This is a genomic window from Spirosoma sp. KNUC1025 (assembly GCF_045160025.1).
GTDB lineage: Bacteria > Bacteroidota > Bacteroidia > Cytophagales > Spirosomataceae > Spirosoma.
In genome coordinates this window covers 4,599,396-4,625,134 of sequence record NZ_CP087139.1, presented here as the reverse complement: position 1 = coordinate 4,625,134, position 25,739 = coordinate 4,599,396, and the positions used below count along the sequence as shown (strand labels likewise).

Genomic DNA, 25,739 nt, shown 5'->3' with positions numbered 1-25,739 from the left:
ATACCTCAATAACTATGAACCCAAATCTAACCTTCCGACGATCGGGTCGATATGGCCTGATGTTTGTTTTGTTTTGTTTTTCTTTTGCTCAGGTTGTGGGGCAAAATCAGCCGATCACCATTACGGGGAAAATTACGGATGAAACGGGCAAACCGCTGCCTGGCGCATCTGTTCTGGTGAAATCAACAAAGAACGGGACCATCTCGAATCAGGACGGTGCCTTCTCGATTGCTGCGGCTGGCAGTTCGGTACTGGTTATTAGTTCGATCAGTTACGAAACCCAGGAAATCCCGGTCAACAATCGGTCGGCAATTGATGTATCGATGCTTCCGTCGAACAAAACGCTCAATGAAGTGGTGGTCGTGGGGTATGGCACGCAAAGCAAGCGGGCCATTACGGGGGCGGTCGCATCGGTCGGGTTCAACGAGTTTAAAGATCGGTCGTTCAGCAACGTAACGCAGTCGCTTGCGGGTAAAATTGCAGGGGTAAACATCACCCAGTCGCAGGGGGCGCCGGGTGTTTCGCCCATTATCCGGATTCGGGGCGTAAGCTCCATTACGGCCGGTACGAATCCGCTGTTTGTGGTGGATGGCGTACCGCTCGAAAACTTCAACCTGAACCTGATCAACCCACAGGATATCGAATCGGTGGACGTACTGAAAGATGCTTCCTCTGCCGCTATTTACGGGTCGCGGGGCGCCAACGGAGTTGTTCTGGTGACTACCAAGCTGGGTAAACCCGGCAAAACCAACATCAGCGCGGGCTATGAGTATGGTATCCAGTCGGTATGGCGCAAAGTGCCTATGATGAACGCCCAGCAATGGATTGGCTATTATGTCGATGCACACAACAACGCCTGGGTTGACCTGAACCCGACGGTCAACAAAGCCTCTGATCCCAACAGCGTTCGCCCGTCTACGTACCGCATTCCCGAAGATTTTATCAATAACCCGCAACAGTTTGGCAATGGTACCGACTGGCAGGATGTGATGTTTCGGGTAGCTCCTTCGCATAATGCGCAGCTTTCGGTGTCGGGCGGCTCCGAAAAAACGCAGTTTTTATTCTCGCTGGCCTACCTGGACCAACAGGCCGTATTGGATGAAAACTATTACAAACGATTGGCCTTACGTACCAACATCAAACACAAGGTATCAGATAAGTTTTCGATTGGCCTGAACCTTGGCGCGACAACGATTTTTGACCGTACCGAAGGGACACAGGGAAAAAGTGACGTAGTGAGTCTGGCCATTCAGAGCGATCCGATTTTTCCGGTTTACAATGAAAATGGCAATCTGGGCTACCGCGATCCGAACTCGGTCTGGAGTAAATACGTCGCCTATAACGACCTGAATCTCTGGCATCCGTACTCGCTGACGCGTTTTTATCACAAGCAGAACAAGTCGTTCAATACGCTCGCTACCGCCTTTGCCGAGTATTACATCACCGATGATCTGAAATTTCGGACAAGCATCAGTGGCAACCTCTTCAATACGCGGCTGAACTCGTACCGGGTTAAAAACCAGGGTTATGGCTATTCGGGTCTGTTGCCCGCCGAAGGAAACGTTCAGACCTCGTACATGCTGAACTGGCTGTCGGAAAATACGCTGACGTATGATAAGCAGTTTGGCGACCACAGCCTCAACGTACTGGCCGGATACTCTGTTCAGAAGCAGCGCGACGAGTTTGCGACCGTTACGTCGGGGAGCTTCCCGAATGATCTGGTTGAAACGCTCAATGCGGGCGTCGTGACGAGTGGTTCCAGCACGGCTTCCGAATGGGCTATGATTTCGTATCTGGCGCGGGCGCAGTACAATTTCCAGAACAAATACTTCCTGACGGGCGCGATCCGACGGGATGGCAGCTCACGGTTTGGTACCGATACCCGCTGGGGGTATTTCCCATCCGTTTCGGGGGGTTGGCTGATTTCGGACGAGAACTTTATGAAAAATATTAAGCTGATCAGTAGTCTGAAATTACGGGCCAGCTACGGGATCGCGGGGAACAACCAGATTCCAAACTATGGCGCTGTCAGCTTGCTCGGGTCAACAAACTACGTATCCGGTTCGGCACTGGCATCGGGGCTAACCATTGCTAACATTGCGAATCCGAATCTGAAATGGGAACGGACGGGCCAGTTCAACATTGGTGTCGATTTGCGGTTGTTAAACGACCGAATTGGCTTATCGGCTGAATTTTATAACTCGGTTACCCGCGATATGCTGCTGAACGTACCGGTGCCTGATATTTCGGGCTTCTCATCGCAGCTGACCAACATTGGCCGGATGCAGAACCGGGGTGTTGAACTGAATCTGAACACGAAAAATACCACCGGCAAAGTCGTCTGGACGACGGACCTGAATTTCAGCGTCAACCGCAACAAAGTGCTCCAGCTTGGTCCGGGCAATGCACCGATTATTTACACGGACTACGTAGTAGCAGTTAAAACCGAAGTGGGACAGCCGATTTCGAACTTCTACGGCTACGTCGTGGATGGTGTGTTTAAAAATCAGGCGGCCGTCGATGCCGCTCCGCATTACAGCACCACTAAACCCGGCGACCCGATTATCCGGGATGTGAACGGTGATGGAAAGATTACCCCCGACGACCGCACGACGCTCGGAAATTTTCAGCCCGACTTTACAGCAGGTATCACCAACACGATATCGTTTAAAGGATTTGATTTCTCGTTCCTGTTTCAGGGAACGTATGGGGGCGAAATTGTCAATCAGAACTTCCGGTACCTGGGTTTCTGGAACAACGGCCGCAACATGTTTGCCAGTGTCGATAATCGGTGGCGTTCAGAAGCAGACCCCGGCGACGGGAAGCATTTCCGGGCAACGCTCGGCCTGACGGGTTTGCAGGATCAGTTTCACAGCCTTTGGGTTGAAGATGCTTCGTTCACGCGTTTGAAAAACATCCGCCTTTCGTATACCCTGCCCACCTCTGTGACAAGCAAAACCCCGTTCCGGGCGGCCCGCGTGTATGTGAATGCCGACAACGTCTATCTGTGGAGCAAATACACCAACTACGACCCAGAAAACACAACCTACGGAGCCAGCAACTACTCCAGCGGGGGCAACGGGCTGAACGCTTCGGGCAATGCACCCAATGGGGCCTTCATTGGTGTCGACTATGGTTCGTATCCCATTCCCCGCGTCGTTACGGTCGGCCTGAAAGTTGACTTGTAGAAAGATAAATATACCCCCAACCCCCTGAAGGGGGCTCAATTCCAGGCGAGTAAAGCCCCCTTCAGGGGGTTGGGGGTAAGTTCAATCAGTTAGATATTAACAATCATGAAAGCTATAAAACCAATTATAACCTTGCTCTGCATCGGGCTGCTGGCCAGCAGTTGCAAAGAATCATTCCTCGATCTGAAACCACTTTCGAACGCAACGGCGGACAACTTCAAAACAGCCGATGATTTTGAACTGGCCGTAAATGGCGCGTATGCATCGCTTTATACGGTTTATCATCCGGAAGGGCCAGTTTCGTACGCCAACGAGCAGATGAGCGATAACGCCATTATGTTCAACATTTCGGGCATTCAGTCGGATAAATGGCAGTTTAAAGATTATAGTCTGGCTACGGCCAACACGATGGTGTACCAGTTCTGGCAGGATTGCTACAAAGCCATCTTCAATGCCAACATCGTATTGGACCGTATCGAAGGAGCAAACCTGAGCACGACCTATAAGGAAGGGGTTAAAGCGCAAATGATGTTTCTACGTGGATTATACTATTTTAACATGGTTCAGCTCTGGGGCGATCTGCCCATCGTGACAACCCCGCTTACGGGAGAGGAGAGCTATGCCGTGCTACGTTCACCAGCCAGTGCCGTTTACGATCAGATCAAAAAAGACCTTGTATATGCGGCTGAAAAGCTACCCCTTGCCTCGGCAATTACGCTGCCCGGACGCGCATCGAAGGGCGCTGCACAAACGCTTCTGGGAAAAGTATACCTGACCCTTGGCGATAAAACGTCGGCTGCCAACGTGCTTAAGGAGGTATACAACAGCAATCAGTATTCGTTGCTACCGAATTATTCCGACTTGTGGGGCCCAAGCGTAAAGAATACGAAAGAGTCTATCTTCGAGATTCAGTATCTGGGCGGAAATGCATCAGCGCCCTATAGCCGTTATTACCAGACGTTTTACCCGAACAACAACTTTCTGGGTTTTTACGGAGGTGGCATGAATCAGGTTACCGACGATCTGTATAATGAATATGAGTCTGGGGATACACGTCGGGATGTATCGATAGCGTTGGGTTATAACAATTCCGGTACATTCATTAATCAGAAATACCCGGTCAAATGGACCGATACAAAAGCCGTCCAGGTAGGTGGTAACCCACTGGCTAACAATAACTTTATGATACTACGTTATGCCGATGCGTTGCTACTGCTTTCGGAAGCAACCGGCGACGCTACGTACCTCAATCTGGTGCGGACACGGGCGAAACTTCCCAAATTTGGCGATGCTACGTATCCATCAGACAAATACCCAACGCTCGACCTGGCTATCGAACACGAGCGCCGTATGGAATTAGCCATTGAGTTCAATCGCTGGTTCGATCTGAAACGGACAAACCGGGCCATTCCGGTACTAACTGCTAAAGGCAAGGCAATCAGCCAGAATAAATTGCTGTGGCCCATTCCCCAGATTGTTCGGACCCAAAACGGAGCGATCACCCAGAATCCGGGATATTAATGATCGGTCACCCCTAAATCCCCTGAAGGAGACTTTGCTCGCTTTTGGACAAAGCCCCTTTCAGGGGATTTAGGGGTAATTAGGCTGAAAACTTATCCGAATGGCCAGTACTAATGGAGCATTGCATAAAAATACTTGATTGATAAAATCATACAATCGGCCGAAAAAATCATACAAAGTCCCAGCCCAAAAAAACGCATTCTTTGTAAATGCTAAACCCATCGTTCAAAAGCACACTATTTGCCGGTTTCTTATTGGTAAGTGTTCTTGCCTGTACTACTGAAAAAAAGGCTACTGAAACTAACTCAAATCAGCTCACGATATCCGAAAACGGGCGATTTCTGGCCGTTGGGGATAACAAACCTTTTTTCTGGCTGGGGGATACGGGCTGGCTGCTTTTCAACCGCCTGACCCGCGAAGAAACTGAACAATATCTCGAAAACCGGAAGCAAAAAGGCTTTAACGTCGTGCAGGTCATGGTGCTGCACACGCTGGCAGCCGCCAATATCTATGGCGACTCCGCGCTCATCGGCAAAAACATTGCGACCCCTCTACTAACCGACGGCTCATCATACAGTGATTCAATGCAGTATGATTTCTGGGATCATGTTGATTTTGTGGTCGACAAGGCCGCCGAAAAAGGCATTTACATGGCACTAGTACCGCTTTGGGGTAACAACGTAAAAAGTAAGCTCGTCGATCAGCAACGGGCAAAAGCCTACGCCGAATTCCTGGCCAACCGTTACAGAAACCGCCCAAACATCATCTGGCTGGATGGGGGCGACATCAAAGGCAGTGATTCGCTGGAAGTCTGGAAAACCATTGGCCGGACGATCAACCAAATCGATACGACGCACCTGATTACGTTCCACCCGCGCGGTCGGTCGTCCTCGTCGGAGTGGTTTCATAGCGAGCCCTGGCTGGATTTCAATATGGTACAGTCGGGGCATAAGTCGTACGCGCAGGATACGTCGGCCAAAGACAGATGGCATTATGGCGAAGATAACTGGCGGTATATCCAGGCCGACCTGGCCCTGAAACCGACCCGCCCCGTAATCGATGGAGAACCGTCGTATGAGCAGATTCCGCATGGCCTTCATAACCCGGACGATCCACGCTGGACAGCCGACGACGTGCGCCGGTACGGTTACTGGTCGGTACTGGCGGGCGCGTTTGGGTACACGTACGGCCACAACTCGGTCATGCAGATGTACCGGAAATCCGATAAAAAAACGTCGTTCGGGCCAATTGATACCTGGGATAAAGCCATCGATGCGCCAGGAGCCAGTCAGATTATTCACCTGAAAAATCTAATGCTGGCTCATTCGTTTTTCGACCGTGTTCCCGATCAGTCGCTCATTGCCAATCAGGGCGAACGGTATGATTATCTGGTAGCCAGTCGCGGGCCGGATTACGCGCTGGTCTATACATATACAGGGCGGAACATCCGGCTGAATATGGGCAAGATTTCGGTTGACAAAGTGACGGCATCGTGGTTCAGCCCACGCGATGGCAAAACGACCGCCATTGGCGACGTAGCGAACACGGGTATTCAGGAGTTTGACCCGCCCGCCGAACCCAAAAACGGCAACGACTGGGTATTAGTCATTCAGAAGAAATGAAACGATTAATTATCCTGCTTGGGCTTGTTGTAAGCCTCACCTCATGCTCGAAGGATGTCTATATGTTCAGCTCGTTTCATGAACCGGCGAATGAAGGGCTTCGCTTTCTGTATAGTTACGACGGCTATACATGGACCGATCTGAACCGTACGTTTTTGAAACCCGAAATTGGCAACCAGAAAGTCATGCGCGACCCATCGATTGCGCAGGGTAAAGATGGTACGTTTCATCTGGTCTGGACGAGCAGCTGGCGCGACGATAAAGGGTTTGGTTATGCCAGCTCGAAAGACCTGATTCACTGGTCGCCGGAGCGATTTATTCCGGTTATGGAACACGAGCCAACAGCCGTGAATGTCTGGGCCCCGAGCTGTTTTATGACGACGAAGCCGATCAGTTTATCATTATCTGGGCATCTACCATCCCCGGCCGGTTTGAGCGGGGAGAGGAGGAGGAAAAAAACAACCACCGCATGTATTACGCCACTACGAAAGATTTTCAGACGTTTGCCCCCACGAAGCTCTTTCTGGACCCAAAATTCAGCGTGATCGATGCGGTGATTGTTAAGCGTAAACCCGCTGATTACGTACTGGTGCTGAAAGACAACACCCGGCCGGAACGGAACATCAAAGTCGCGTTTGGTTCGAAGGCGACAGGCCCTTACACGAACGTATCAGGCCCGTTTACAAAGAAATTTACGGAAGGCCCTTCGGTTGCCAAAGTGGGTGACGACTGGCTGATCTATTTCGACTCGTATCAGGCTAAATCCTACAATGCTGTCAGAACGCGCGATTTTAAAACGTTTACGGATGCCGCTGGTCAAATCTCGGTACCGGAAGGTCATAAGCATGGTACAATTTTTAAGGTGAAGAAGAAGGTTTTGAAAGGGTTGTTGAAGAACTGATAGAACCATTTTTTGTCATTCCGACGCAGGAGGAATCTCAATGTATCCTCAATAGTTGGTTAAGGCAATTTAAGATTCCTTCTGCGTCGGAATGACAAAACCACTCTAACGTGACCACTCAAACGTGGTGTCGGGTTTGAGAACCCGACACCACACACTGGCTGTAACGGTCGATCGGGCGGATTGATACGCGAAGCTAACATTATCAATACAATGAAGTACTATCGTTTAACCCTCTTCCTGCTCGCCCTTGCTCAGCTAGCCACCGCGCAGCAGACGGAACGGCGCTACCTGTCGGGAACGGGAAATGACCAGACTGTTAACTGGCAATTCTACTGTACTGGCGGGCAGAATTCGGGCAAGTGGACCACCATTCCCGTACCGTCGAACTGGGAGCTGCAGGGGTTTGGGAAATACAATTACGGCTTTGCCAAAGACTCGGCAAAAGGCAAGGAACAGGGACTATACAAATACGAATTTCAAGCGCCTGCAGCATGGAAAGGCAAGCGTGTGAATCTGGTATTTGAAGGCGTAATGACCGATGCTGAGGTGAAACTCAATGGCAAATCAGTTGGACCGATTCATCAGGGTTCGTATTACGCCTTCAAATACGATGTAACGAATGGGCTGAATTATGGAGCCAGTAATCTGCTAGAAGCCACAGTCTCAAAACATTCCGCCAACCAATCCGTCAACGAAGCTGAACGCAAAGGGGACTTCTGGATTTTTGGCGGCATTTTCCGGCCCGTTTATCTGGAAATTCTACCATCCGAACACATCGGGCACGTAGCCATCGACGCCAAAGCCAACGGTACGGTCACGGCGCGGCTTCAGCTCAACACGAATGGGAAAGCTACCGACGTAGCAGCCCAGATTTTTACGACCTCTGGTCAAAAAGTGGGTACGCCATTTACCACCAAAGTCGGCTCGGGAAATTCGAATGTTACGTTAGTCAAAACCATACCCAATCCGCTACTGTGGACCTCTGAAACACCGAATCGTTACAAAGTAGAGATTCGGTTATTGCAGGCTGGAAAACCCGTTCATATCGTCACGCAACCGTTTGGGTTCCGAACCGTTGAGATTCGTCAGCGGGATGGCATTTACGTCAATGGCACAAAAATCAAACTTAAAGGCGTGAATCGACACTCGTTCTGGCCGACATCAGGGCGGGCGCTGAATAAGGGAGTGAGTGTGCTGGACGTGAACCTGATGAAGAACATGAACATGAACGCGGTCCGGATGTCGCACTATCCGCCCGATGATCATTTTCTGGACGTTTGCGATTCGTTGGGACTGTTTGTGTTCGATGAACTAGCAGGCTGGCATGGGCACTATGATACGCCAACCGGCACCAAACTCCTCCACGAACTCATCACGCACGATGTAAATCACCCATCAGTCATTCTTTGGATCAACGGTAACGAAGGTGGCCACAACCGTGAACTTGACGCGCTTTTTGCCAAGGAAGATATCCAGAAACGGCACGTACTTCATGCCTGGGAGGATTTCAACGGCTTCGACACACAGCACTACCGCGAATACAACTATGGCATTGGCAGCTACAACCTCGGTCACTCTATCACCTTACCAACGGAGTTCCTGCACGGCTTATACGATGGCGGTCACGGAGCTGGTCTGGAAGATTATTGGGAAGCGATGTGGCATGAACCGCTGGCGGCTGGTGGTTTCCTTTGGGATTTTGCCGATCAGGGTGTTGTCCGTACCGACCGAAATGGCGGCAAAGGGCCATTGGACACAGACGGCAATCGTGGGGCCGATGGCATTGTGGGGCCGTACCGCGAGAAGGAAGGTAGTTTTTTCACCGTCAAAGAAGTCTGGTCGCCCATCCGGCTCGAACGTAGGGAAATCACCCCAACCTTCGACGGTACGTTTTCGATTGAAAACCGCTACCATTTTACCAATACCAATCACTGTTCCTTTACCGGAAAATTAGTCAAAGTAGGGGGGCATACGGAGCGGGCCGACCGTTTGCGGTTGTGGCTCCAACCCTGAAACCACTGGAAAAAGGAACACTGAAAGCCAACCTTCCCGCCGACTGGACGGACTACGATTTATTGTACATCACGGCCACTGACCCGTTCAATCGCGAGCTGTTTACCTGGAGTTTTCCCATTTCGTTGCCTGACAAGGTTGCGGCCACAATGGTCAAAACCGAAGGCGCGGGCAACGTAACACTTAGCGAAACCGATTCGCTCTATAACGTAACGGCCAACGGCATTCAATTGTCGATCAGCAAACGAAACGGCCTACTACGTCAGGTTTCGAACGCAAAAGGGAACGTAGCGCTGACGAATGGCCCGATTTTGCAGGAATCCGCCAATAACTTCAGCAACTTCACCCAACGTAGTGAGGGAAAAAACATCATAATCGAATCGACCTTCGACCGCAAAGCGGCCTATAATACGATACAGTGGACGATTTATCCGTCGGGCTGGGTGAAAATGAAGGTTCGGTATTTTCCCAATGCCTATTTCACCTTCATGAACGGGGTTAATTTCTCGTTTCCAGAAGCGAAAATGAAGGCCGTCAAGTGGATGGGAAAAGGTCCGTACCGCGTCTGGAAAAACCGGATGAAGGGCGGTACGCTGGGCGTCTGGAGCAAAGCCTACAACAATACTGAAACGGGTGAGCAGCCGCTGGTTTATCCCGAGTTTAAAGGCTATCACGCCAATATGTACTGGTGCCGGTTCGAAGCCGACAATCCGTTTATCGTCGCAACTGAAAACGAAGACGTGTTTTTCCGGCTCTTCACACCCGCCTGGAAAACCGACCAGTGGCACAATTACGAACCCATGTTTCCGTCGGGCGATATCTCGTTCATGCAGGGAATTCCCAGCATCGGCACCAAAACGCAACGTAACGAAACCACTGGCCCGATGGGGCAGAAATACGCATTTTACGATTACGAAAAAGAACCCGCCCGCGCCAAAGAACTGACGTTGTACTTTGACTTTTCGGGAAGGTAGAACAGAACTTCGACAGTGGGGTCAGGTTCTCAAACCTGACCCGAACGGTTTCTCAAAACCGTTCGGGATAACATACGTTTACAAGCGGTTTTGAGAAGCCGCACAATGTCGGTTATAAGAAACCGATACCACAGATTATGCAACGACTGTCGGCTCTACTAGTAATCTTTTCCATCTTTCCCTCGCTCCTCTACGCGCAGGGCGAAATATGGGTATCGCCGGATGGGTCGGATGCGCATTTGGGAACGAAAGAAAAGCCGCTGGCGAGTTTACAACTGGCGCTTCGAAAGGTTCGGGAACTGCGTCGGCTGAACGACCCGAGCATCGCTAAAGGTGCATATATCTATCTGAAAAATGGCTCGTACGCGTTAAGCGAACCAGTTTTTATCCGGCCGGAAGATTCCGGTACATCCGCTAGTCCGACCATTATTGAAGCCGCTCCGAACGAAAAACCCATACTGAGCGGTGGCGTATTTATCAAAAACTGGCAAAAGCTGAAAGGGACTGTACCGGGGTTGCCAAAAGAAGCAATACGTAAGGTTTGGGTGGCCGATGCGCCAAACGTAGGTGGTCGTTCACTGGAATTTCGGCAGTTGTGGGTCAATGGCGAAAAAGCAATACGTGCCAAAGACACATCGTACCCACTGATGAACCGGATTCTGTCGTGGAACAAACAGGAACAAACCTGCTGGATTCCCACGCCTAAATTCGGTGATCTGTCGAAAGCGGCTGGCCTGGAAATGCTGATTCATCAGTGGTGGGCGATTGCAAATCTGCGCATAAAACGGATTGACGTACAGGGTGATAGCGCAAAGCTTTGGTTTCATCAGCCTGAAAGCCGGATTCAGTCGGAGCATCCGTGGCCTGCGCCCTGGATTTCGAAAGAAACGGGTAATTCAGCCTTCTATCTGACCAATGCCATTCAGTTTCTGAACCAGCCCGGCGAATGGTTTCTGGATACCAAAGCCGCAAAAATCTATTACATCCCGCGTCCGAACGAAAGCCTTACCACTGTACAGGTCATTGCCCCTGCGCTTGAAACCCTGGTACGTATCGCCGGAACGATTGATCATCCAGTGTCGAACGTACTGTTCAGGGGCATTTCGTTTCAGCATACGGGCTGGCTGCGGCCATCCCAGCAGGGACACGTACCACATCAGGCCGGTTTGTTCATGCTCGATGCGTATAAACTGAAAATACCCGGCACACCCGATAAAAAGTCACTCGAAAATCAGGCCTGGGTCGGCCGACCGGCTGCGGCTGTGGAAGTGAATTTCGCCAACTGTACGGGGTTTGAAAACTGCCGGTTTGAGCATATGGCCGCTACGGGGCTGGATTACCATAAAGGCGTACAGGATAACATGATTCGGGGAAACCTGTTCAAAGACATTGGCGGGACGGGTATTATGGCGGGTGTTTTCGCTGATGAAGCTACAGAAATTCACCTGCCTTATAACCCGACCGACGAGCGGGACGTGTGCAGTAACCTGACCATCAGCAACAACCTCATTACTAACGTAACGAATGAAGACTGGGGCTGTGTGGGCATCGGCGCTGGCTACGTTCGGGGTATTACCATAGCTCATAACGACATCAATGAAGTGGGTTATAGTGGCATCAGCCTGGGCTGGGGCTGGACACGGACCATCAACGCCATGCGGAACAACCGGATTGAGGCAAACCGGATTCATCACTTTGCCAAACACATGTATGACGCAGCAGCCATTTACACACTATCGGCACAACCGGGCTCGGTCATCACCGAAAACGTGATTGATAGCGTGTATAAAGCGCCTTACGCACACCTGCCCGCGCACTGGTTTTACCTCTATACAGACGAAGGTTCGTCTTATTTTACGATAAAAGACAACTGGACGCCCTCGGAAAAATACCTGCAAAACGCTAACGGGCCGAATAACATATGGGAACGTAACGGTCCTTTGGTTGGCGACAGCATCAAAACGAAAGCGGGATTACAACCGGCGTACCATTATTTGCTTCACGAAAAAGCGTCCGCTGACTCGAAATGGCGTATCAATAAAGAAAATCCAGTCATTGTTGAGCTGACGGCACCGGAAGGACAGAGGATTAATCCTGAGCAACTAACGAAAGTGATGGTGCGAAATAAGGTTCGTCCGGAAGCGCTGTATCAGTGGCAAAATCATTACGTCATTTTCGATAAAGTGCAGGACGTATTCGTACTGAGTGAACGCTTGAAATCAGCGTTTCCGACCGCTAATGTCAAAACCTACTACGACCTATTCTACGAATTCAACCGGAATCGTTGCTCCACTCGGCCCGTCGCTGGGGAGTGGAAGCATACCATCCTGACAGCCAATCTGGTCGCTGACACTAAACTGCAAAATGAATACCTAGACTACCACGCAACACAGTTTGAAAAATGGCCGGAAGTGTCGGACGGGTTTTGCAACGCGCAGTTCCAGCAACTGCTTCTCTACCGAAATGGTCGGCAGCTGATGCTGGTCATTAGCGTCCCGAAGGGAGAAAGTCTGGATAAACTGAACCCCAAAACAACTGAAAACAACCCCCGCGTTGACGAGTGGAATGCGCAGATGAAAAAATATCAGGAAGGGATTCCGGGTACCAAGCCGGGGGAGGTGTGGGTGGAATTCAAACCGGGTCAATAGGCAATAGGCATTGGTATAGACGATTACAAATGACCAATAACCATTGTGAGTGATGTCGGGTTCTCAAACCCGACATAGCGTGGTTTCTCAAAACCTCGTGCACTATTTCAAACGGTTTTGAGAAACCGCTCGCGTCGGGTTTGAGAACCTGACTCCACTAGAAAAAGAATGACAAACAAAACTATGTTACGATTAGGGATTTTAGGATTAGGAGAAGGCCGGAGCACCATGTCGGCGGCTTTGTCGAGCCCGAATTATGAGTTAGTTAAAGTCTGCGATCAGAAACTGGAACTGTGTCAGCAACGGGCGAAGGAATTTGACTTTCCGTATTATACGACCCATTATCAGGATTTGCTCGACGATCCGACAATAGACGTCATTGCGATCTACACACCTGACAAATATCATGCTGAGCATACGAAACTGGCCATGCTGCATGGCAAACACGTCGTTTGTACCAAGCCGTTTATCGATGATCTGTCGAAGGCGAAAGAACTCATCGACATCAGTGAGCAAACCGGCAAAAAGGTGTTTGTCGGGCAAAGTTCCCGCTTTTTCGAGCCGATGAAAAAGCAACGTACCGACTTTGAAGCGGGTCTGATCGGTGAACTGATCACCATCGAGGGCTACTACCATGCTGACCATCGCTGGTTTCTGGCCAAAGGCTGGTCGCTGGAAAACGCATTCAAATGGTTGTATGGGGGATTGAGCCATCCCGTCGATTTTATTCGGTGGTATCTGCCCAATATTGACGAAGTGATGGGATACGGTATGTTAAGTTCAAACGGCCGGAAAGGTGGCCTGAAAAACGCCGATACCATGCATTTCATTTTCAAAGCTACCGACGGACGTATCGCCCGCGTAAGTGGAGCTTACACCGGCCCCGTTCAACCCGTTGTGCGGGACTCCGAAATGAGTTGTATTCTGCGGGGGACCGAAGGCTGTAGTCAGGCTGATTATATGGATTTGCGCTACGCCATCACCACCAATACGGGTGAAGAAATCGTTCAGACCTGGGAGCACAAACTGAAACATTACTTCCGGTTTGAAGGCAAGAGCCATCATGCGGGTGAATACCAGAACTACCTCGACTATTTCGCTACGTGCCTACAGAACGGCAAAACGGCTTACCCAGATATTCGGGAAGGTATTGGTACGGTAGCCCTGCTTCAGGCCATGGACAAATCTCTGCAAACCGGCCAGCCGGTGAAAGTCCAGAACGTACTGAGCGAGCACGGGCTGTGATGTCGGGTTCTTCAACCCGACATTGGGCGGTTTCTCAAAACCGTCTGAATACCATGCGGTTTTAAGAAACCGCTCGCGTCAGGTTTGAGAACCTGACTCCACTGAAAGTCATACACGTAGTGAATCATGCATAACATCACCGACCGCTTAACCCCACTGGACTACGGCATTGTACTGGCTTATCTAGTCATTCTGGCGATTATCGGGTATCGGGCTAGTCGGCCGAAAAAAGGGCAGGCTGACGAGACACTGTTTCTGGCGAATAAGTCGCTGGGCTGGGCGAGTATTGGATTCAATATGTGGGGACCAATGTGGGCCCGTCCATGCTGCTGGCCTTTGCGAGTATTGGGTACAGTACGGGTATCGTCGCCATCAATTTCGACTGGTACGCGTTTGTGTTCCTGTTTCTGCTGGCCATCGTGTTTGCGCCAAAATACCTGGCTGCTAACGTAATGACCATGCCTGAGTTCATGGGAAAACGCTACGGTGAATCCACGCAAACAATTCTGGCCTGGTACGCGCTGATTAAAATGCTGATTTCGTGGCTGTCGCTGGGACTGTTTGCGGGTGGTTTTCTGGTACGTCAAATATTAGGTATTCCCATGTGGCAATCGGTTATTGTGCTGGTGCTCTTTGCCGGATTGTTCGCGTACACAGGCGGACTGAAAGCCATTGCCCGCGTCAATGTGTTTCAGATGCTGCTGCTTATTGGCGTGTCACTAACGCTTACGATACTTGGTATCAATAAAGTTGGTGGTCTGGCGGCTGTTTATCAGAAAGCACCAGCCGAATATTGGAGTCTGATCCATCCGGCCAGTGATACCAAATATCCCTGGCCCGCTATTTTGCTGGGCTATCCGGTGGCTGCAGTGGCCTTTTTCTGTACCGATCAGGCGATGGTGCAGTCGGTGCTGGGAGCGCGCAATCTGGAGCAGGGTCAATTGGGCGTCAACTTCATCGGCTGGCTCAAAATTCTGTCGCTGCCGCTGTTCATTCTGCCGGGCATCCTTTGCTTTATCCTGTTTCCCAATCTCAAAGACCCCGCTGAAGCGTACATGACGATGGTTACGAACCTGTTTCCACCGGGTATGAACGGACTGGTCATCGTCGTGCTGATTGCAGTGCTGGTCGGTACGATTGGTTCGTCGCTGAATTCGCTCAGTACGGTGTTTACGATGGATGTGTACGTCAAGAAAATTAACCCAAACGCCAGCAATCAGGACATTATCCGGGTTGGCCGCCTGACTGTAATTGCAGGTTGTCTGTTTGCCGTCGGTATGGCACTGGCCATCGATAGTATCAAAGGATTGAACCTGTTTGATGTATTCCAGTCGGTGCTGGGGTTTATTGCACCACCGTTGTCCGTCGTTTTTCTGCTAACCGTTTTCTGGAAACGAACTACCCGAAGTGCCGTAAACACAGTTTTGTCAATCGGTTCAGTGTTTAGTCTGGGTGTGGGTATCCTGTATTTATGGGTTTTCCCGCCTGATCGTTTCGTGTTCTGGCCGCACTATCTGCTGTTGTCGTTTTCCATTTTCATGATCTTATTGATCAAGGCCATGCTGATTTCCTTACTGGATAAAAACCCGTCCGTTTACGTAGTCGATGCAACTGGAAATGAGCTAATTATCAAGCCGACACAACGAGTCTGGATGACATGGATTGCCCTGATTCTGACGATGATAGGGCTATATGCAGCGTTTCACTAGCTGGCTCGTAGCTCGTCCGTGATACAATCGCGGATGAGCAGAGGATAACTTAGGTCAATTGGTTTCCAGTAATTCGTAATTGCTGGGGCGATAAAGTCGAAGTCCCGCCACTCGTTCGAAGTGTTTTTGGTTTAGCGTGAAAACGGGAATATCAAAAAATAAACCGACTCCAATTGTAAAGCAGTCGCCAAGACCAGTATCTAGATAGAGTCGACAAACCTCAACAGCCAGCTCGATGCAATCTCCATGGTTCAATTGCACGTACTTGTCTAATTGCCTGCGAATAGCATCAAACTCGCTTTTAGAAATTGGATCAACTATGCGGCCCCGGATATTAACCAGCCATCGCATCAATTCAATATATACACTAGCCGAAATAACAGGAACAGACGAGGTTAACAGTTCATTGTAGGCGGCCACAATCTGTGGCTTTTTCAAAAAGAAACGGCTTAATAAACCGGTATCTACCAGCACAAACGAATTGGGGAAAACGGGATTCATTCAGGCAGAACAGGCGTAGGCTTAATGTCTTTGTGTTTGGCTAATATCCGTTGGATAGCCAGGCCAGGGTCTTCCGAAGACAACTCACCGGCAGGAATTGACCCTTCAATAATTTTACCCGCTGCATTTCGTCCGCGTATTACCAGAGGTGGCACGGATTTCTTTAGTGTCTTGGTTGCTATTTTACAGTACCCTTTGCTACGCTAACAAAGTTAAAACCATTTATAGCTTACCCACCAACAATTTCGCTCATCGCTCATCCTCGGTACTATCGAGGACGAGCAGAGACGGACAAAGGAATTAATAGTCAACCTCAAATTACTCCAAGATCGTAGAGCATTTGGCTAAAAACCTATAAGTTCTGAAAGGGCTTGTGGATTTACTTTTGTGCTGATTATGAAAACGACCCGTTTCCTGACCCTAACGTTTTGGGTAGCTACGTCATTCTGTGTAGCACAGCCCCGGCCGACCGTTCTGTCAACGTCTGCATTGTGGTACAAACAACCTGCCAATCAGTGGGTTGAAGCGCTGCCCATTGGCAATAGTCGGCTTGGCGGCATGGTTTTCGGAGGGATTCTGGAGGATCATATTCAGTTCAACGAAGCGACGCTCTGGACGGGCAGTCCCCGCGAATATCAGCGAGAAGGAGCTGCTCAATATCTACCCCAAATCCGTCAGCTACTGGCCGACGGGAAGCAGGCCGAAGCGGAAAAATTGGCGCAGGAACATTTCATGGGACGCCAGAGCAACCAAGATGACTACTCACAGGAAAAAGTAGATTGGTTCGCGATGGTTCGTCGCTTGACGGAATCGAAAGGGAATCCATCCTCGGCAGCCTTCGATGATCGTTCCTGGAAAACGATGAATGTACCGACACCGGATGGCTGGGAGAGAGCGGGACTGGAAGGACTGGATGGAGCCGTATGGTTTCGTACGTCGTTTGAGTTGCCCGAAGCCTGGGTGGGGAAAGATGTTGTGCTCGATATGGGCCGTATTCGCGATCAGGATTTTACCTACCTGAACGGTGAGCTGATCGGTTCCGACGAAGGCATTGCCAAAAATCGACGGTATAAAATTCCGGCGGCAAGGATAAACGCTGGCAAAAATCAACTGGCCATTCAGGTTATCAATCTGTTCGATAAGGGCGGATTCATTGGGGTGAAAACCAGTCAGCCGACATTTGTGGTTTATCCCGTCGGTCAGCAACCTACCGATGGCGTACCGCTCAGTCGCCCTTTCAACTATTGGATTCAGAACGATAGCCCGCCCGCTTCTCCGCGCTATCAGGCCGACTACCAACCTTTTGGTGATCTGTGGCTGAAGTTAAAAGGACAGGAACAGGCCACAAACTATCGCCGTGAGCTGGACCTGACGACGGCACTTTCGCGCGTTACGTATCAGGCTAATGGCGTCCGTTTCACCCGCGAGTACCTGGCTAGTGCTCCCGATCAGGTCATTGCCGTTCACCTGACAGCCAGTAAGCCTGGAAAAATCAGTTTTGAGGCTTCGCTGGATAGTCCCCATAAAGAGAGTTCTGTGCGGAAAATTGACAACCAAACCATTGCCCTATCGGTGCAAGTTAAGAACGGTGCGTTACGTGGAGAGAGTCAGTTGCGTATTCAAACCCAAAAAGGTAAGCTCAGCATTTCAGACGGTAAACTCATTGTTTCGGAAGCTGATGAAGCAACGCTCTATCTGACGGCTGGTACAAATTTCAAATCTTACCAAGACGTTTCCGGCGACCCGGCTACACTGAGCCAGCGACCATTGCAGACACTACGTACTAAAACGTTCGATGCCGTCAAAGCGGCCCATGTGCGTGAGTTCCAATCCTATTTCAGTACGTTTTCACTCGATCTGGGCCACTCGCCAAATGAGCAACTGCCTACCGATGAGCGGCTGCAACAGTTCGAAAAATCGTCGGACCCGGCACTAGCAGCCCTGTACGTACAATATGGTCGGTACCTGCTGATTTCAAGTTCGCGTCCAGGCCGCGACGGCGTAGCGTCACAACCGGCCAATTTGCAGGGCATCTGGAACGACCTGCTCACTCCGCCATGGGGCAGTAAATACACGACGAATATAAACCTCGAAATGAACTACTGGCCCGCCGAAATGCTGAACCTGCCGGCCTGCCATGAGCCGCTGTTTGCAGCAATTGACGAGTTGGTTGAATCGGGACGAAAAACGGCAAAAGCACACTACAACGCCCGTGGCTGGGTACTCCATCACAATACCGATCTCTGGCGCGGAACGGCTCCCATCAACGCATCTAACCACGGCGTCTGGGTAAGTGGGGGCGCCTGGCTATCCCATCACCTCTGGGAGCATTATCAGTACACGCAGGACCGGCCATTTCTGCAAAAACGGGCGTACCCGATCATGAAAGAGGCCGCCCGCTTTTTCGTCGATTTTCTGGTCAAAGACCCTAAAACGGGCTGGCTCATTAGTACGCCATCCAACTCACCCGAACACGGTGGTCTGGTTGCTGGCCCGACCATGGACCATCAGATTATTCGTGATCTGTTTAAAAACTGCATGGCTGCCAGTGAGATTTTAGGTACTGATAATGCCTTTCGCGATACGATCAAAACGATGTATGGCCAGATCGCTCCGAATCAGATTGGCAAGCACGGTCAGTTGCAGGAGTGGTTGCAGGATGTCGATGACCCCAAAGACACCCACAGGCACGTATCACATCTGTGGGGCGTTCATCCCGGCACCGACATTACGTGGGAAGAAACTCCCGATCTGATGAAAGCCGCCAGGCAGTCGTTGCTGGAGCGGGGCGACGAAGGAACGGGCTGGAGTCTGGCCTGGAAAATCAACTTCTGGGCCCGTTTCCGCGATGGAAATCATGCGTACAATATGCTCAAACTGCTGTTCCGGCCGGCTATCTCGCCCGAGGGCACAACAGGGGGCGGTTCGTATCCTAACCTCTTCGATGCCCATCCGCCATTCCAGATCGATGGTAATTTTGGCGGAGCAAGCGGCATTGCTGAAATGATCCTGCAAAGCCAGGGTAAACAGGGGGCCACCCCAATGGTCGACTTACTCCCAGCCCTGCCGTCGGCCTTCCCAACGGGCTATATCAACGGCATCTGTGCGCAGGGTGGTTTTGTCCTCAACATCCGCTGGCAAAACGGCCATCTGAGCGGTGTTGATATTACGTCCAGAGCTGGTCAGCCCTGCGTGCTACGATATGGCGATAAACAGCTGCGTCTGACAACCGAAAAAGGAAAAACGTATAAACTGACCGGCGATTTAACCGTAATGTAGGGCAGGGGCGCCTGACTTATTAGCCAATTCAACTTAATGCATAGGGGGGAGGTTAACCACCTGCAGCCAATACGTAGCTAATTCCTGCCATTTACGGATGCGTTCTGTCTGGCTAGCCGGTGTTACCATAAACGAGTGGACACCAAGCTGATATGCCTTCATGGCTGTAACAGGTTGCTGATCCGAACTCATCACGGCAATGGGCAGATGCCGGTAAGCGGCACGTACGCTCAGAATAAGTTGCCAGCCCGTTTGTTCATGCAGTGCATCCAGGTTGAGTACGAGCAGCCTCAGGGAAATTATAGTACTCCATGGCGCTGGTGCTCAGGATGTTCAACGCTTCATCTGCCGTTGATGCAAAAATCACCCTGGTCTGATCAATGGGTGCCTGTAGGCAATTAGCGATAAGATCCTGCTGATCGGTATTGTCTTCTATTACAAGCACGTACACGGGCTGATTTGTCCGATTGCCTGATAATTTGGTTGCCATTTAGTATAGACGTATCATCAAAGATGCCAGAAACCTTTTCCAGCATACTTCTCAAAATAAAGTACTGACTATAGGCGTGCTGGGCTTTAACTTTGCGTCTAATGATATGGTTTGGCCCAAACTGAAGAAAGAGTCCATAAAAAAGGCTTTAGCAAGCAAAAGCACGTAGTTACAGCAATTATTTAATGATTTGCGTAAATTGCTTTACACTCGGCTGAGTTCTGCTGAGGCAAGGCCATAGCTTTGTCTCGAACGACTACGGGAGATATCAGATAGGGTAATGATTTATACGGACGTTAATTTAATCAAGGATATTGAGCGGGTTCAGCAGATCTCGATTATACCCACTATTCTTGATGTGGTGTGTCAGACAACCGGAATGGGTTTTGCCGCAGTTGCCCGTATTACCGAAGATCGATGGATTGCCTGTAGTGTTCTCGACAACATTCAGTTTGGGCTGGCGCCGGGCGGGGAACTGGCGATCGAAACGACCATCTGTAATGAGATCCGCAACCAGCGTAACCCCGTCATTATCGACCACGTAGCAGAAAGTGATGAATACAAAGATCATTACACGCCCAGACTGTATGGCTTTCAAAGTTATATTTCATTCCCCATTACGTTGAAAACCGGGGAATTCTTTGGGACACTTTGTGCCATTGATCCCCGACCTGCGCTGCTCAATAATTCGAAGGTTATTGGTATATTCGAGTTGTTTGTGGATTTGATATCCTTTCATTTACAGCAAATTGAACTTCTGGAGCGGAGTAACACGGCTATCCAGCAACTGAACCGACAATTAACGGACTCAGTCGACGAAAATCGGCAATACCGAAATATTACCAACCATAATCTGCAGGAGCCCCTCCGAAAAATCAGGCTTTTCAGTGGTATGCTGATCGATGCAGTGGATAAAAAGGATGGCGATAAAGCAAAAGTACTGGCTGAAAAAGTTGATTCCAGTGCGCAGAAATTTTCAGTCATGCTCAAAGATTTATCCACGTTTTCGGTGCTGAATGAACTGGATACACGTTTTGAACTTGTTGATTTAAATGATAGCCTACTCGAAGTGTGTTCTCATTTAACCAAGCAGATAACGGAAAAGAATGCCATTATTGAGGTAGATGAACTTCCAACGATTCGGGCCATACCCCTGCAATTGGAGCAACTATTCTATCATCTGATCAACAACGCGCTTAAATTCTCCCGAAAAGATGTAGTCCCTGAAATACGTATTTCATGCACTGAATTAGCTGATTCGGAAGTTAATGAGGACGTATCGGCAGGCATTAAATCGCACTATGTCGAAATCCGGATAGCTGATAACGGAATAGGAATTGAAAAATCGCAGCTTGAAAAAATATTTGATCTGTTTTCAAAATTACCCCCTACGATAAAGTTCGGAAGGGCGAAGGAAGCGGGTTAGCATACTGCCGAAAAATTGTTCGCAATCACTTTGGCCTTATCAAGGCCGAATCGGAAGTCGGAAAAGGAACAACCTTCTCCATTATTTTACCGACTGACTGAACAGATGACCGTTTACATTAATGCTCGCGTAGGAAACTGAATGGGAAATTCCCGGAGCTGCGTTACCCCGTAAAGAACGAATAAACACTACTAGACAAACCCGTTTAAAAAACCAACAAAACAGGCCTGCCGTTCCCTTCTCTGTGGGGTGTCTCTCTTTTTTATTGACGTTAAGTGGCAATAAATCAACTATTTATCAACGGATTGTGTGCGTTGGGATCTGATAAAAAGATTGTCGCAAACGGCCCTTTTATTGCCGCTTTCACCCCCTCCCGGAGTCGGTAAAGAGTGGTAAATTTGTTACGTCAGTAAACAACAGCACAACACAAAATTGTAGATCGAAGAGCCATGAAAAAGACAAAAATCATCTATTGGGTTTTAACCGGTTTGTTTGCATTTGTTATGTTGGGTTCGGCCATTCCCAATATCCTGGTCAATCCAATGTCGGTGCAGGGATTTCATGAAATGGGCTATCCTACCTACATCATCCCGTTTCTGGGCTGGGCCAAACTCCTGGGTGTGGTGGCAATTCTGGTTCCGGGCTTTCCGCGGCTTAAAGAATGGGCGTATGCCGGTCTTATTTTCGATTTACTGGGCGCTACGTATTCCGTCGCGAATAGTGGTAAAGATCTCGTCCAGTGGGCGCCTATTTTTATCTTTGTGGCGCTGGGTTTTGGTTCGTATATTTTCTATCACAAAAAGCGCAAAGCAACCCTATTCAACGAATCGTCTCGCCCGGACTTTCCCCTGAAAAACACCTTTCAATCGGTGGCATAAGACCTAGAAAAGAGTAGAGATAATCAGCATCCCGAAACGTCAGACGTTTCGGGATGCTGCGTTTTAATAGGTCGGTAAAATCGGGTTGTCCCATACATGTTTAGGTTGATAGTGGCAGAATCCCTCCTGGTACGTCTTACTAAGGTATTACAGGGTTTCTTATAACATGCCTGCAAGGGTGGATTTATACATAAGAAAACCCTGGCCGTATAGGAATCCAGGAAATTCACCTAACTGCAAGCAACACCCACCGTGAAACGTATCGCGCAACTTCTTGCAATTCTCGTTTTCTTTATCAGCGCCGGAACCGTGTGTGCACAGCCCAGCCCATCCGCTCATCAACAGAATAAACAACTGGCTGACAGTTTATTTAAACTAGGCGACACGAAACTGGATGCTGGGAATTACGCTGAAGCGCTAATTCATTTCGAAAGAAGCTTACCGATCTATCAAAAACATAATCAACAGGAGGGACTCGGGAAAAGTTTGAATGGAATAGCTACCGCATTTTCTTATCAGGGAAATTATACAAAAGCTCTTCAAAATTTTGAAAAGAGCAAAGCGGCCTTTCAAAAGATCGACAATAAAAAGGGTGTATCAGCCATATTAAATAATATAGGTGCTACGTATTACTACCTCGGCAACCGGCTTAAAGCGCTTGAGTATTATAAACAAGCCATTGATGTGCAGCAAAAACTGGGGGATCGAAAAGTTATTGCCGCAACTACACAAAATATCGGTGGTATTTATGTGGTTATCAATGATCTTTTCAACGGCATGGTATACTATCGAAAAGCCTACAATATGCATAAGGCCTTAAACGATTCGGTTTCGATTGCACAAATTCTGAATGGGATTGGCAGCATTTACATGAAGCAAAAAAGATACATCGAATCCTACAACTATCTCAATCAATCATTACTGATTGCCAGTAAATTAGGAAACAAAACAAGACAGATGGAAGTCCTGCTCAGCCTGGGTGATTTGTTTGGTCGTCAGAATAAACTAAACCTGGCAATTCCATATTATGAGCGCTGTCTGGCTATAGCTCAGGAAGTTAATAATTTACAGCACGTTAGCGAATCGAAAATTTCGATTGGGCATTTGCTGACCAGAATAAATAAACTCCATCAGGCAATCGATGCCTGTAAACAAGGATTAAACATTGCTGAACAGTTAGGCGCCTTAACTCTAAAAAGAGACGCCTGCGAATGCCTCTACAAATCCTATAAATCCCTTGGAAATAATCGTTCGGCACTCCGCTTTTATGAGAAATCTATTGCACACAAAGACAGTTTGCAATCGCAGGAAATTGCCAGCCAAACGCAGAATATGGAGTTTCAAAAACAGCAACTTGTCGATAGCGTTGTTCATGCCAGAAAAGCGTACATTATTCAGCAAAAACATAAAGAAGAAGTACGAAAAAAGAAAAGCAACGTAACGTTATCCTTGTTACATTAGGCTTACTGTTCGTTGGTGCTATCGGGTTGTGGAGTCGGCTGAATTACGTTAGACGGTCAAAGGAAATCCTGCAAAAAGAAAAGGACCGTTCTGAGGAATTACTCCTTAATATTTTACCAAAAGAGATTGCCGATGAATTGAAAGAAAAAGGGCGGGTCGATGCGCAGAATATTAATTCAGTTGCTATACTTTTCAGTGATTTCAAATCGTTTACCCAAACGGCCGAAAAGATGTCACCTCAACATTTGGTGGAAGAAATCAACGTCTGCTTCAAAGCCTTTGACCTCATTACGGAAAAATACAAAATAGAGAAGATCAAAACGATTGGCGATGCCTATATGGCAGCGGGGAATCTCCCCAATTCAGATCAGCATTCAACCCAAAATACAGTTCTGGCAGCGATGGAAATGCAGGAGTTCATCGCGAAACGAAAAGCGGAAAACGATACGAACGGTACGCCCGCTTTTGAGATGCGCATAGGCATACATAGCGGACCCGTAGTGGCAGGGGTAGTAGGGGTCAAAAAGTTTCAGTACGATGTGTGGGGCGATACGGTAAATACCGCCAGCCGAATCGAAAGCAATGGCCAGCCGGGCAAAGTAAACGTAAGCGAGACGGTTTTTAATTTGCTGAAAGACAACGACAGCTTTTCGTTCGACTATCGCGGTAAGATTAACGCTAAGGGGAAAGGGGATATCAAAATGTATTTTGTTGAGAGAAAGCCCGTTTAATGGATTAATTTAAAGGTCGATACGTAGTGAAATGATCTGCCCATGCAACAGCATGGGCGTCAACATTCCTGCGATTTGTCAGATGGTGTGGATGTTACCCACGCTCACTCAAGTTCTACCATAGCCTTAATAACGCCGTTGGCCGGATCGAGCCAGCTAGCGAATTGCTCGCCAACCTGACCAAACGCGACCCGGTGGGTGATGTACGTAGTTGGGTCGACCTGCCCGTTTTTCATGTTCGCAATCACATGCTCGAAATCCTGACGAGTGGCGTTTCGGCTGCTCATCAACGTACCTTCGCGCTTGTGAAATTCGGGATGGCTAACGCTGATTTCGCCTTTCTGGAGCCCCACCAGTACGTAACGGGCGCCGTGGGCCATATACTGAAAACTGTTGTTGATGGCTTTTAAACTGCCCGTTGCATCGATTACCACCGTGGGCATATCGCCGTTGGTGATTGTCTTCAGTTGCTCCATGACGTCATCCGACAGCGCGTTTACGGTATGTTTCACCTGTAGCTTATTCCGGCAGAAAGCCAGCCGGGACTCGTTGATGTCTAACGCAATTACCTGACCACCAGCAATACGGGCGAATTCCATAATGCCCAGACCAATGGGACCAGCCCCCACGACCAGCACAAACTCACCGGGTTGAACCGCAGCCCGACGCACACCGTGGGCACCAATCGCCAGCGGCTCGACCAGCGCCAGCGCATCGACACTCAGCCCCTGACCATGTACCAGCGAATAGGAGGGAACCGACAGGTACTCAACCATGCCACCGTCGATGTGTACGCCACTCACCTGTAAATTCACGCAGCAGTTTGTCTTGCCCGACCGGCAGGCAATGCACGTACCGCAGTTGAAATATGGAATGAACGTAATAACGTCGCCGGGCGAAAAATCGGGCGCACCATCGGCCTCGACGAGTTTGCCAGCCAGTTCATGACCAAGAATACGCGGATACGCAAAAAACGGCTGTGTGCCTTCGTAGGCGTGCAGATCCGTTCCGCAGATACCAATCCGTTTGATCTGAATAATGGCCCGACCCGGAGCGGGTGTTGGTTTAATGCCCGGCAGATAGTCAAATTGGCCGGGGTGGTACAGACTAAGGTTTTCATACGATTGCAAAAAAACTTACCGAAAGACA

The 25,739-nt window shown here is 49.3% G+C and carries 20 protein-coding genes and 1 pseudogene; 16 read left to right on the top strand and 5 right to left on the bottom strand.

Annotated elements, in window-relative coordinates; genetic code table 11:
• Positions 1–14 precede the first annotated feature (14 nt).
• The 10 genes from LN737_RS20315 (at position 15) to LN737_RS20270 (ending at position 15,824) form a co-directional block, all read left to right on the top strand.
• Entirely contained in the window at positions 15–3,188 is a 3,174-nt protein-coding gene (locus LN737_RS20315; RefSeq protein WP_405511652.1) for a TonB-dependent receptor, read from the top strand.
• A gap of 105 nt (positions 3,189–3,293) precedes the next feature.
• Positions 3,294–4,709, top strand: a complete 1,416-nt coding sequence (locus LN737_RS20310) for a RagB/SusD family nutrient uptake outer membrane protein (protein WP_405511651.1) — start codon at positions 3,294–3,296, stop codon at positions 4,707–4,709.
• A 209-nt stretch (positions 4,710–4,918) separates the two neighbouring features.
• Positions 4,919–6,331 (top strand): glycoside hydrolase family 140 protein, encoded by a 1,413-nt coding sequence (locus LN737_RS20305; protein WP_405511650.1) that lies wholly within the window; start codon positions 4,919–4,921, stop codon positions 6,329–6,331.
• Positions 6,328–6,876, top strand: coding sequence for a hypothetical protein (locus tag LN737_RS20300; RefSeq protein ID WP_405511649.1), 549 nt, complete (start codon positions 6,328–6,330; stop codon positions 6,874–6,876). Before LN737_RS20305 ends, LN737_RS20300 begins: the two co-directional genes overlap by 4 nt.
• Positions 6,801–7,232, top strand: coding sequence for a hypothetical protein (locus LN737_RS20295; RefSeq protein WP_405511648.1), 432 nt, complete (start codon positions 6,801–6,803; stop codon positions 7,230–7,232). The genes LN737_RS20300 and LN737_RS20295 overlap by 76 nt, the downstream gene beginning before the upstream one ends.
• Positions 7,233–7,445: 213 nt before the next feature.
• Positions 7,446–9,248: a glycoside hydrolase family 2 protein gene (locus tag LN737_RS20290; RefSeq protein WP_405511647.1), complete on the top strand. Its 1,803-nt coding sequence runs from the start codon at positions 7,446–7,448 to the stop codon at positions 9,246–9,248.
• A complete protein-coding gene (locus LN737_RS20285) occupies positions 9,233–10,222 on the top strand; it encodes a hypothetical protein (protein WP_405511646.1) in 990 nt (329 codons plus the stop codon). Before LN737_RS20290 ends, LN737_RS20285 begins: the two co-directional genes overlap by 16 nt.
• Positions 10,223–10,359: 137 nt before the next feature.
• Positions 10,360–12,870, top strand: coding sequence for an L-rhamnose mutarotase (locus tag LN737_RS20280; protein ID WP_405511645.1), 2,511 nt, complete (start codon positions 10,360–10,362; stop codon positions 12,868–12,870).
• Positions 12,871–13,038: 168 nt separating this feature from the next.
• Positions 13,039–14,115 carry a Gfo/Idh/MocA family protein gene (locus tag LN737_RS20275; protein WP_405511644.1) on the top strand — a complete coding sequence of 359 codons (1,077 nt, stop codon included), beginning with the start codon at positions 13,039–13,041 and terminating at the stop codon, positions 14,113–14,115.
• Between the two features lie 323 nt (positions 14,116–14,438).
• Entirely contained in the window at positions 14,439–15,824 is a 1,386-nt protein-coding gene (locus LN737_RS20270) for a sodium:solute symporter family transporter (protein WP_405511643.1), read from the top strand.
• 54 nt (positions 15,825–15,878) lie between these two features.
• Here the strand turns inward: LN737_RS20270 and LN737_RS20265 are convergent, their stop codons facing one another.
• Both LN737_RS20265 and LN737_RS20260 read right to left on the bottom strand, forming a co-directional pair.
• Positions 15,879–16,325: a type II toxin-antitoxin system VapC family toxin gene (locus LN737_RS20265; RefSeq protein WP_405511642.1), complete on the bottom strand. Its 447-nt coding sequence runs from the start codon at positions 16,323–16,325 to the stop codon at positions 15,879–15,881.
• Positions 16,322–16,480 (bottom strand): hypothetical protein, encoded by a 159-nt coding sequence (locus LN737_RS20260; RefSeq protein ID WP_405511641.1) that lies wholly within the window; start codon positions 16,478–16,480, stop codon positions 16,322–16,324. The genes LN737_RS20265 and LN737_RS20260 overlap by 4 nt, the downstream gene beginning before the upstream one ends.
• 241 nt (positions 16,481–16,721) lie before the next feature.
• On the opposite strand from LN737_RS20260, the gene LN737_RS20255 reads away from it, so the two are divergent.
• The gene (locus tag LN737_RS20255; protein ID WP_405511640.1) at positions 16,722–19,604 is read left to right on the top strand and encodes a glycosyl hydrolase family 95 catalytic domain-containing protein; all 2,883 of its coding nucleotides are present in this window, start codon (positions 16,722–16,724) and stop codon (positions 19,602–19,604) included.
• Positions 19,605–19,637: 33 nt separating this feature from the next.
• On the opposite strand, the gene LN737_RS20250 is transcribed toward LN737_RS20255, so the two are convergent.
• Together LN737_RS20250 and LN737_RS20245 are read right to left on the bottom strand one after the other, a co-directional pair.
• Positions 19,638–19,766: a hypothetical protein gene (locus tag LN737_RS20250; protein WP_405511639.1), complete on the bottom strand. Its 129-nt coding sequence runs from the start codon at positions 19,764–19,766 to the stop codon at positions 19,638–19,640.
• A gap of 94 nt (positions 19,767–19,860) precedes the next feature.
• Positions 19,861–20,094 (bottom strand): hypothetical protein, encoded by a 234-nt coding sequence (locus LN737_RS20245; RefSeq protein WP_405511638.1) that lies wholly within the window; start codon positions 20,092–20,094, stop codon positions 19,861–19,863.
• A gap of 280 nt (positions 20,095–20,374) precedes the next feature.
• Here LN737_RS20245 and LN737_RS20240 point away from each other — a divergent pair, with 280 nt between their 5' ends.
• From LN737_RS20240 to LN737_RS20220, 5 genes are all read left to right on the top strand, one after another.
• Complete coding sequence (locus LN737_RS20240; protein ID WP_405511637.1) at positions 20,375–21,520, top strand: GAF domain-containing protein; 1,146 nt, start codon at positions 20,375–20,377, stop codon at positions 21,518–21,520.
• Positions 21,475–21,621 carry an ATP-binding protein gene (locus LN737_RS20235; RefSeq protein ID WP_405520471.1) on the top strand — a complete coding sequence of 49 codons (147 nt, stop codon included), beginning with the start codon at positions 21,475–21,477 and terminating at the stop codon, positions 21,619–21,621. Before LN737_RS20240 ends, LN737_RS20235 begins: the two co-directional genes overlap by 46 nt.
• A 348-nt stretch (positions 21,622–21,969) precedes the next feature.
• Positions 21,970–22,398: a DoxX family protein gene (locus LN737_RS20230; protein ID WP_405511636.1), complete on the top strand. Its 429-nt coding sequence runs from the start codon at positions 21,970–21,972 to the stop codon at positions 22,396–22,398.
• Positions 22,399–22,650: 252 nt separating this feature from the next.
• Positions 22,651–23,859, top strand: coding sequence for a tetratricopeptide repeat protein (locus tag LN737_RS20225; protein ID WP_405511635.1), 1,209 nt, complete (start codon positions 22,651–22,653; stop codon positions 23,857–23,859).
• Positions 23,860–23,885: 26 nt separating this feature from the next.
• Positions 23,886–24,590: an adenylate/guanylate cyclase domain-containing protein gene (locus tag LN737_RS20220; RefSeq protein ID WP_405511634.1), complete on the top strand. Its 705-nt coding sequence runs from the start codon at positions 23,886–23,888 to the stop codon at positions 24,588–24,590.
• Between the two features lie 104 nt (positions 24,591–24,694).
• Here LN737_RS20220 and LN737_RS20215 read toward each other — a convergent pair.
• Positions 24,695–25,710, bottom strand: a pseudogene (locus LN737_RS20215) (zinc-binding alcohol dehydrogenase family protein).
• Positions 25,711–25,739: the final 29 nt, after the last annotated feature.